The sequence below is a fragment of the Cupriavidus sp. 01L46 genome, assembly GCF_056399905.1.
This window is the reverse complement of sequence record NZ_JBFTSF010000702.1, coordinates 1-534: the sequence shown is the minus strand read 5'-3', so window position 1 is coordinate 534 and position 534 is coordinate 1. Positions and strand designations below refer to the sequence as shown.

The following is a 534-nucleotide window of genomic DNA, read 5'->3' as shown; positions in this document are numbered from 1 at the left end:
CCCTGGAAGCTGGCCAGCACGGCGCGCTCGTCGCAGGTGTGCAGCCATTCGGCGCGCAACGCCAGTTGCTCGTCGGTCCAGGTGGGACAGAAGCGCCGCATGGTCTCGATGTCCACGCCGTGGCGCGCCACCGCCATGGAGTCCACATACCAGGCGAGCTGCGCGGGATAGTCGCGCCGGCCAGGCCCGGACACCGGTGGATCCACCATCACCAGCCGCGCCAGCCCCGCGGGCTGGCTGCGCGCGGCACGGATGCCGATGCGCGCACCCATCGAATGGCCCAGCACGCTGTAGCTGGGCAGGTTCATCGCCTGCGCGAACGCCAGCACGTCGGCGGCCTGGGCGTCCAGGCTGTAGTCCAGCGTGTCCGACGCAGACGACAGGCCGCGTCCGCGCACATCCAGCACATAGGTATCGAACTGCTCGCCCAGGCGAGCGCCAACGAAGCCCCAGGTGATGGCCGGGCTGGTGATGCCCGGCACCACGATCACCGGATCGCGCGTTCCGCGCGCGCCGCTGTGGCCGCCATAGCGC

1 protein-coding gene is annotated in these 534 nt (G+C 71.0%); it reads right to left on the bottom strand.

The genetic code is table 11. The features are described from left to right. On the bottom strand, window positions 1-534 hold a 534-nt coding region (locus AC1DS3_RS39400; protein WP_477129468.1), incomplete at both ends, for an alpha/beta fold hydrolase.